Annotated in this window: 12 protein-coding genes; 9 read left to right on the forward strand and 3 right to left on the reverse strand. The window is 32.5% G+C overall.

The features are described 5' to 3' along the window. From ACMUOV_RS02265 to ACMUOV_RS02305, 9 genes are all read left to right on the forward strand, one after another. A partial coding sequence (locus ACMUOV_RS02265) for an aspartate-semialdehyde dehydrogenase (RefSeq protein ID WP_413853386.1) occupies nucleotides 1–642 on the forward strand: 642 nt, incomplete at its 5' end. 147 nt (nucleotides 643–789) lie between these two features. Beyond that, nucleotides 790–1,962: a histidinol dehydrogenase gene (gene hisD, locus ACMUOV_RS02270; RefSeq protein WP_413853388.1), complete on the forward strand. Its 1,173-nt coding sequence runs from the start codon at nucleotides 790–792 to the stop codon at nucleotides 1,960–1,962. Then, the gene (locus ACMUOV_RS02275; RefSeq protein WP_413853390.1) at nucleotides 1,963–2,169 is read left to right on the forward strand and encodes a hypothetical protein; all 207 of its coding nucleotides are present in this window, start codon (nucleotides 1,963–1,965) and stop codon (nucleotides 2,167–2,169) included. It abuts the gene before it with no gap. Between the two features lie 226 nt (nucleotides 2,170–2,395). Next, nucleotides 2,396–2,977 (forward strand): imidazoleglycerol-phosphate dehydratase HisB, encoded by a 582-nt coding sequence (gene hisB, locus ACMUOV_RS02280; RefSeq protein ID WP_413853392.1) that lies wholly within the window; start codon nucleotides 2,396–2,398, stop codon nucleotides 2,975–2,977. An 11-nt stretch (nucleotides 2,978–2,988) separates the two neighbouring features. Further along, complete coding sequence (gene hisA / locus ACMUOV_RS02285) at nucleotides 2,989–3,720, forward strand: 1-(5-phosphoribosyl)-5-[(5-phosphoribosylamino)methylideneamino]imidazole-4-carboxamide isomerase (protein WP_413853394.1); 732 nt, start codon at nucleotides 2,989–2,991, stop codon at nucleotides 3,718–3,720. 15 nt (nucleotides 3,721–3,735) lie between these two features. Continuing rightward, nucleotides 3,736–4,122 (forward strand): phosphoribosyl-AMP cyclohydrolase, encoded by a 387-nt coding sequence (hisI, locus tag ACMUOV_RS02290; RefSeq protein ID WP_413853396.1) that lies wholly within the window; start codon nucleotides 3,736–3,738, stop codon nucleotides 4,120–4,122. A gap of 2 nt (nucleotides 4,123–4,124) precedes the next feature. Continuing rightward, on the forward strand, nucleotides 4,125–4,751 hold the full coding sequence (locus ACMUOV_RS02295; protein ID WP_413853398.1) for a phosphoribosylanthranilate isomerase: 627 nt from the start codon (nucleotides 4,125–4,127) through the stop codon (nucleotides 4,749–4,751). Between the two features lie 9 nt (nucleotides 4,752–4,760). After that, nucleotides 4,761–5,729, forward strand: coding sequence for a KpsF/GutQ family sugar-phosphate isomerase (locus ACMUOV_RS02300; RefSeq protein WP_413853400.1), 969 nt, complete (start codon nucleotides 4,761–4,763; stop codon nucleotides 5,727–5,729). 1 nt (nucleotide 5,730) lies between these two features. Further along, entirely contained in the window at nucleotides 5,731–5,910 is a 180-nt protein-coding gene (locus tag ACMUOV_RS02305) for a hypothetical protein (protein ID WP_413853402.1), read from the forward strand. 73 nt (nucleotides 5,911–5,983) lie between these two features. On the opposite strand, the gene ACMUOV_RS02310 is transcribed toward ACMUOV_RS02305, so the two are convergent. The 3 genes from ACMUOV_RS02310 to ACMUOV_RS02320 all read right to left on the reverse strand — a co-directional run. Continuing rightward, entirely contained in the window at nucleotides 5,984–7,114 is a 1,131-nt protein-coding gene (locus tag ACMUOV_RS02310; protein ID WP_413853404.1) for a carbohydrate porin, read from the reverse strand. 242 nt (nucleotides 7,115–7,356) lie between these two features. Then, complete coding sequence (locus tag ACMUOV_RS02315) at nucleotides 7,357–7,542, reverse strand: FeoB-associated Cys-rich membrane protein (RefSeq protein ID WP_413853406.1); 186 nt, start codon at nucleotides 7,540–7,542, stop codon at nucleotides 7,357–7,359. 109 nt (nucleotides 7,543–7,651) lie between these two features. Next, nucleotides 7,652–7,846, reverse strand: a 195-nt coding sequence (locus ACMUOV_RS02320; RefSeq protein WP_413853408.1) for a hypothetical protein, incomplete at its 5' end; no start/stop codon positions are given.

Consider the following 7,846-nt stretch of genomic DNA (forward strand, 5'->3'; position numbering starts at 1 on the left):
AATCCTAATTGTTCAACAATTCAAATGGTTGTAGCATTAAAACCGTTACACGATTATGCAAAAATTAAAAGAGTAATTGTTTCAACTTATCAGGCGGTTTCAGGTGCCGGCTCAAAAGGTATTCACGATTTGGATAATCAAACAAAAGCATTGGGAAAGGGAGAACCTTTACCGCCTTTTGAAAAATTTCCGTATCAAATAGCATATAATGTTTTACCGCATATAGATGTTTTTGAAGACAACGGTTATACAAAAGAAGAAATGAAAATGACAAACGAAACAATGAAAATAATGGGTGATAAAGGTATAAAGGTAAGTGCAACTTGTGTCAGAGTTCCTGTTTTAAGAGCACACAGCGAATCCGTATGGATTGAGACTGAAAAAGAGTTGACACCGCAAAAAGCAAGAGAACTTTTATCTTCCGCAAAAGGTGTTGAAGTTATAGATAACCCGGCGGAAAACAAATATCCTATGCCGTTGTTTGCACAAAACCAACAGAAAACATTTGTCGGCAGAATAAGAAAAGATATTTCATGCGATAACGGTTTAACTTTTTGGGTAGTATCGGATAATTTATTAAAAGGTGCTGCTCTTAATGCCGTGGAAATTGCGGAAATGCTTGTAGCAAAAAACATTTTATAAAATTTGCAAAGCAAATTAATAGATTATAAGTTTTTAGGTTATAGGGTTATAAGTTGTTTTTTTTGTATTTGTTGTTCAACCCATAACCTTATAACCCAATAATCCTATAAACTAAAAAATCGTTTTACGGTTTTTTAAGGAGAACAAGTGGAGCAAGATATAACAAGGTATGTTTTTGATATTATAGAAAATATAAAAAATAACGGTAATAAAGCCGTTATAGGTTATGTTAAGCAATTTGACGGTATTACGTTTAAAAATATAAATGATGCAAAAGTTTCAGTAAAAAAATTTGCATTGGCAGCTAAAAATGTTGATGCAGAATTTAAAAGAGCCGTAATTTCATCTTATAAAAATATTTTAAATTTTCATAAGAAAGAATATCAAAATATAAAAAAATCTTGGTTTATATCGGATAAATATAAAAAAGTCGGACAAATATATAATCCGATAAATTCAGTCGGTGTTTATGTACCCGGAGGAAAATTTTCTTATCCGTCGTCGGTTTTAATGAATGTTATACCTGCTGCTGTTGCAGGTGTTAAAAGAATAGTTTTATTTACACCGCCTAAAAAAATGACTGATGAAGTTTTGTTTGCAGCAAGTTTATGTAATATAAAAGAAGTTTATTCCATAGGCGGACCGGTTGCCGTTGCAACACTTGCTTACGGAACAGAAATCATAAAACCCGTTGATATGATTGTAGGTCCGGGAAATGCTTATGTTAATGAAGCAAAACGGCTTGTTTACGGAAAAGTCGGGATAGATTCTTTGGCAGGTCCGAGTGAAGTTGCAATTATTGCCGATTCCAAAGCAAATACGGATTATATTTATTATGATTTGATGGCACAGGCAGAACATGATAAAATGGCAAAAGCATATTTGTTTTGCCCGTCAAAAACAATAATAAACAAATTAAAAAACAGAATAGAAAAACAGTATTTGCAACAAATAATATTTTTTAATGTTAATTTGCAACAAGCAATTAAAAAGGTTAATGAAATTGCTCCGGAACATTTGGAAATATTAACGGAAAAAGCAGAAGATATTGTAAAAAATATAAAAAATGCGGGTGCAATTTTTGTAGGTTATAATACACCGACGGCATTAGGCGATTACTGGGCGGGACCGTCGCATGTTTTACCGACAAATTCTTCGGCAAAATATTCAAGCGGATTATCGGTAATGACATTTTTAAAAAGAAGCAGTTATATAGAAGTTAAAAAACTTGATAAAGAAATTCAAAAAAATATTGCTTATTTTGCAGCAAAAGAAGGATTGGAGAATCATAAAAAATCTGTTGAAATAAGAGGTTATTAAATGGATATAGAATTTTCCGAAAGGGAAATTGAATTGCTTATACATTTGGTTACAAAATCAATGCATTCCAATGATGATTGTGAATTTAAAAATGAATTTGCATTGCTTGATAAATTGATTTTATTGGATAAATTAGGAAAAACTTTGGAACTTTACGACAAAATTTTTAAACCTAAAAACATTACAAAAGGAAAATTCTTAAACTGAATGTATAATGCAGAATGTAAAATGTCGGTAAAAATTCACTTTGTAAATTTTTGATGAATAATTAAGTTTTTTGCAAAGCAAAAAACACATTAATTATAAATTATGTATTATAAGTTATACATTGTAGTTTTAAGTGTTTTAAAAGAAATTTTTTAAATTAGTTTGCTGTTGATGTTAATAATAAGCTTTTAAGCTGCTCAGCTTTTCAGCCAATTAAGGAATTAAAATGAGAAAAGTAAAAATTAAAAGAAAAACTGCCGAAACCGATATTGATATGGCTTTGAATTTGGATTCGTTTAAGCCGGCTAAAATTCAAACCGATATTCCGTTTTTAAACCACATGTTAAATTTGTTTGCTGCCAATGCGCAAATAACATTGGATATAAAAGCAAAAGGTGATATTGAAATAGACGACCATCACCTTACCGAAGATATCGGAATTACATTGGGGCAAGCTTTAAAAAAAGCATTGGGTGATAAAAAAGGTATTACCCGTTACGGTCATTTTCTGCTACCTATGGATGAAGCATTGGCTTATGTTGCAATGGATATATCGGGAAGACCGCATTTAAGTTATGATGTTAAAATTAAATTTCAAAAAACAGGGTTCAATTACGATTTGTTGCAGGAATTTTTTATAGCATTTGTAAATAATGCCGGTATTACTTTACACATAAAAATGATGAAAGGAAGAAATAATCATCATATAGCGGAAGCGGTATTTAAAGGTTTTGGAAGGGCCTTAAAAGATGCTGTTTCAATAAATAAAAAAATAAAAAGCATACCTTCAACAAAAGGTATTTTATAGAGGTTAACTAAATGATAGTAATTCCTGCGGTAGATATCAGACAAGGTAATTGTGTTATGTTAAAACAGGGTAAAATTTCCGATGAAACAATATATTCGTCGGACCCCGTTTTTATGGCAAAATTATGGAGAGCAAAAGGAGCCGAAAGGTTACATGTTGTAGATTTGGACGGTTCTTTTTCCGGAAGGCAATCAAATAATGAAATAATAGGAAATATTTGTTTATCCGTTGATGCTCCGGTTGAAGTTGGCGGCGGAATAAGAAACATGAAAAGAATCGATGAAATTTTTACATTAGGTGCCAGTTATGCAATTTTAGGAACGGTTGCGATTTATGACCCTGATGTTGTCCGCAAAGCAATAGATAAATACGGGCCCGACAAAATTATAGTTGCACTTGATATTTACGAAGATAAAGTTGCAATAGGCGGATGGAAAGAAATTACACCGATATCAACTTCCGAGATGATTGAAAAATTAAAAGCTATGGGAGTAAGTCAAATTATCTATACGGATATTTCAAAAGACGGAATGTTAAAAGGACCTAATTTAAAAAGTTTAAAAAGTATAGCAACCGAAAGCAAAATGAAAGTAATTGCTTCCGGCGGAGTTACTACAGTTGAAGACGTTAAACAAATTGCGGAACTTGAAAAAGACGGTGTTATAGGTGCTATTGTAGGCAAGGCGCTGTATACGGAAGATTTTAAATTGGAAGAAGCAATAAGAGCGTTAAGAAAAGATTAATTCGGAGAATGTAAAATGGAAATTACGAAACAGTTAAAATTTAACAAAGACGGGTTAATTCCCGTAGTAGTGCAGGATTGGAAAGACAATGTGGTTTTAATGGTAGCTTATATGAACGCGGAGGCATTTGAAAAAACTTTAAAAACAAAAAAAGCTACATTTTGGAGCAGATCAAGACAAAAATTTTGGATAAAGGGTGAACAGTCCGGTAATATACAAAAAGTTAAGGAAGTTTACTACGATTGTGATGCCGATTGTATTTTATTAAAAGTACATCAGGTAGGTGATTCGGCATGTCATACCGGTTACAGAAGTTGTTTTTACAGAAAATTGTCGTTTACCGGAAATACAAGAATTACAGGTAAAAAAATATTTGATCCTAAAAAGGTTTACGGGAAATAATTATGGTAAAAGTAATGATAGCAGGTATAACAAATTATGAAGACGCTTTAAGCGCAACAAATTTAGGAACCGATTTTATAGGGTTTACTTTAATAAAAGAATCACCCAAAAAAGTTTCCGATAAAATGTTAAAAGAAGTAAACGAAAAATTACCTCCTTTTGTTTTGGCCGTAGCAACGGTTGAAAATTTGGATCAAAAGCAAGTAACAAAAATAATAAAAAAAGCTGATTTGAAGGCAATTTGTTTAAACGGAAACGAAACACCGGAATTTTGCAAAGCATTATCGGTAGCATTAGGTATTAAAATTTTTAAAAGTTTTGAATTCACAAAAGAGTCCGATATACTTTCAATGCAACCTTACGTCGGTAGTATAGATTATTTTATTATAAATTTAACCGACAAAGATGATGTTGGAAATACAATTGTTAATATTGAATTATTAAAAAAAATTAATCAGTTAAATGTTCCTTTTTTTATAAGCGGTAATTTTAGTGCGGAAAAAATATCCGAAATAACGGACCAAGTTAATCCGTTCGGAATGATAGCCGATGAATCCGTTGAAAGATTACAAAGAAGGAAAGATTTTAATAAGATGGCTGATTTTATAAAAAATGTTCACAGTTTATAGGTAATGATAATGAAAAAAACAAATATACAACGTGCAGCAGAAATATTAAATTTGGAGTCGGCAGCAATTAAAGAACAAACAAATCATTTGAACGACCAATTTGAAAAAGCGGTATCGTTGATAGAAAAAACTTCTGGAAGAGTTGTTGTAATAGGGTTGGGAAAGTCGGGACTTATAGGGAAAAAAATTGCGGCGACAATGGCTTCAATAGGAGTACCGGCAATATTTTTACATCCTGCCGAATGTCTGCACGGCGATTTGGGTATGATAATGAAAAACGATGTTGTATTAATGTTGTCATATTCCGGAGAAACCGAAGAAATAAAGCAATTACTTCCCGTTTTACAAAAAATGAAAATAAAAATAATAGCAATGACAGGTAAAGTAAATTCAAAAGTTTGGACAGGTTGTGATGTAATAATAAATTCTTCCGTCAAAAAGGAAGCATGTCCTTTTAACCTTGCACCGACTTCGTCAACAACGGCAATGCTTGCATTGGGAGATGCTCTTGCTTTAATAGTTTCGGAAAACAAAGGGTTTAAAAAAGAAAATTTTGCAATGCTTCATCCGTTGGGAGCTATAGGTAAAAAACTTACAATGGATGTAAAAGCAATTATGAGAAAAGGCGGTGCAAATCCCGTAGTAAAAGAAACAGCCACCGTTGAAGAAGCATTGTTTGTAATGACAGGAACAAGAGTAGGTGCAACAAGCGTAGTAAATAAAAGCGGTAAACTTGTCGGTTTTTTTACCGACGGTGATTTAAGAAGGCAAATTCAATTACACGATAACTTACTGAAGAAAAAAATATCGGAAGTAATGACAAAAAAACCGTCAACGATAAAACCCGATATGCTTGCCGTTGATGCGGCAAAAATTCTTCAAGAAAAAAACATAGATAATATTCCGGTTGTTGACAATAATAATAAACCTATCGGAATACTTGATGAACGGGATTTGCTTTCGGAAGGAATAAATTAATATGAAAAAATACGGTTTTTCTTTTTCATGGAAAAGACTACTCGGTATAAGCGGATTGAAAACAAAAATATCAAGAAAAACAGGAATACCTTTAACTAAAGGCGGAGTTGAAAGAAAAATCGGCAGAACCGTTATAAAAACAATAGAAAAAATAATCAATGATAATGTTAAGATAAAATAAGTATTAATTTAATACTTCACAAAAAAAGAAAGAGCAGATTTTATTCTGCTCTTTCTTTTTTATATTTACGTTATTAGAAACTGATTTGCATTCTTACCGAACTTACATAAGCGGTATCATCATCTCCGTTATAGAAAGGATTTTCCACCATTTGAAAATTCGGCGAAATTGCCAAATAATCGGTTACGTTCCAACTGTAATAAACTTCCAAATGATTTTCATTTTTTGCATCTTTATTTACGTTATCTTTATATTCGTCAGACGGCATTACCTGCCCGTAAGCCAATGCAACAACATCTTTTTCGCTTAAACCTTTTACCGTCGCCTGCAAACCTAAACTCCAAGCATTTGAACTGTCAATCTCATTATCAATTGCTCCGTTTGCCCAAGAATATCTTGCAAATCCGCCGAAAATATCGGAAAATTGTTGGTCAAAACTTAAACCGAAACCGTAATTTTTTTCTTTACCGTCACCCGTTCCGTCAAGTTTTGCATAATCGTTTGTATTTGTCCAACCGTAAAATCTGTAATTACCGTCCATTTCATTTATAAAACCGAGTTTAAAATTTACCTGTGCGGAAGCAAAACCGTTTCTTGTTATGTCTTTATAGTCACTTGCATCAATATATTGAACTGCAAAATCAATCATATCTGCTTCATAAGTTGCTTTTACACCGAATGCATTATCGGCAAAATTGATATTTGCCGCATTTCTAAACATAGAACCTAAAAATTGTTTTGTTTCATCATTTGCATAAGCATTATCATCTACGGCCGTCGTAGGATCCAAAACACCGAAACTCATTGCAAATTTATCCGTAAATTTGTGTTCAAACCATGCTTCCGTTACACTAACTACTCCGCTGTCATCAGCATCCCTGTTTATACCTGAAACGGCATTCAAATAATTGTTTATATCGCCTTTTCCCGTTTCCAAGTGAATAAATGCCGTGTTGTTATCATCAAACTTTTTTTCAACCGTTAAATCCACGGAATACTCTCCCAAAGAAGGAGTTTTGTTTTCATCAATAGGATTACCGTCGGAATCTTCCGCTTTATTTGCATTTTGTAAATTTTGCAAATTCAATGTAATTCCCCCGCCTAATGTGAATCCTTTTAAGAATTCAATTTCCTCCGCAAAAGAAACTTGTGCAACACATACCGCCAATACTGCAAACAACATACCTGCTACTACTTTCTTCATTTTTTTACTCTCCTTTTATTTTTTAGCTGATAAGCTGAGCCAAAATCTTCGGTTTTTCAGCTGAGCAGCTGATAGTTTAAACGACGAACTACTTAACGACACTTTTAAAAAATTTTTTGAAGCACAAATAAAAAAAAGGGGCTTGAAGATTTTTAATCTAAAAGCCCCTTTGCTAATATTAATTATTTAATTACTTAAATTTTATAATTTTATTGATAATTAATCAAGAAGCTTTTATTTTTTTATTTATCTTTTTTATTTTTTCTCATAAGTTGTGTAATACAACTATTGCTTTTGGAACAACTTCCGCAATTGTTGTTGCATCCGCAACCGCAATCGCACTTTCCGCCTTTTATTTGTTTGCATATTTTCTTTATAAGAATAATTGCACAAAGTGCCACAATTAACAACACGAACAAAGTTTCCATAATTACCACCTTCGGGTTATTAGTTTATTGGATTATTGGGTTATAAGTTATTTTTTAGTTATTTTATTTTTGCCGTTAAACCTATAACCCTATCACCACATAACCTAACTTAAAAACCTAACAACCGTCCTCCTTGGTATACAATAAACGACAGCAGGTATCCTAAAGCCGTTGTCCAAGCAAAAAGTATTATCAACCATTTTAACCTTGAGCCGGCCTCTCTGTAAAATACCGCTATTGCAACTATACAAGGAACATAAATTAAGCAGAACATCAAAAAAGCCACGGATTTTAAAGGACTCCA

Source organism: Candidatus Ruminimicrobium bovinum (assembly GCF_902760015.1).
Classification (GTDB): Bacteria; Elusimicrobiota; Endomicrobiia; order Endomicrobiales; family Endomicrobiaceae; genus Ruminimicrobium; species Ruminimicrobium bovinum.

Coding starts and splice junctions, on each gene's coding strand:
- hisA (WP_413853394.1), top strand. CDS start 2,989: ATGATAGTAATTCCTGCGGTAGATATCAGACAAGGTAATTGTGTTATG.
- hisB (WP_413853392.1), top strand. CDS start 2,396: ATGAGAAAAGTAAAAATTAAAAGAAAAACTGCCGAAACCGATATTGAT.
- ACMUOV_RS02310 (WP_413853404.1), bottom strand. CDS start 7,114: ATGAAGAAAGTAGTAGCAGGTATGTTGTTTGCAGTATTGGCGGTATGT.
- ACMUOV_RS02300 (WP_413853400.1), top strand. CDS start 4,761: ATGAAAAAAACAAATATACAACGTGCAGCAGAAATATTAAATTTGGAG.
- ACMUOV_RS02315 (WP_413853406.1), bottom strand. CDS start 7,542: ATGGAAACTTTGTTCGTGTTGTTAATTGTGGCACTTTGTGCAATTATT.
- hisI (WP_413853396.1), top strand. CDS start 3,736: ATGGAAATTACGAAACAGTTAAAATTTAACAAAGACGGGTTAATTCCC.
- ACMUOV_RS02275 (WP_413853390.1), top strand. CDS start 1,963: ATGGATATAGAATTTTCCGAAAGGGAAATTGAATTGCTTATACATTTG.
- ACMUOV_RS02295 (WP_413853398.1), top strand. CDS start 4,125: ATGGTAAAAGTAATGATAGCAGGTATAACAAATTATGAAGACGCTTTA.
- ACMUOV_RS02305 (WP_413853402.1), top strand. CDS start 5,731: ATGAAAAAATACGGTTTTTCTTTTTCATGGAAAAGACTACTCGGTATA.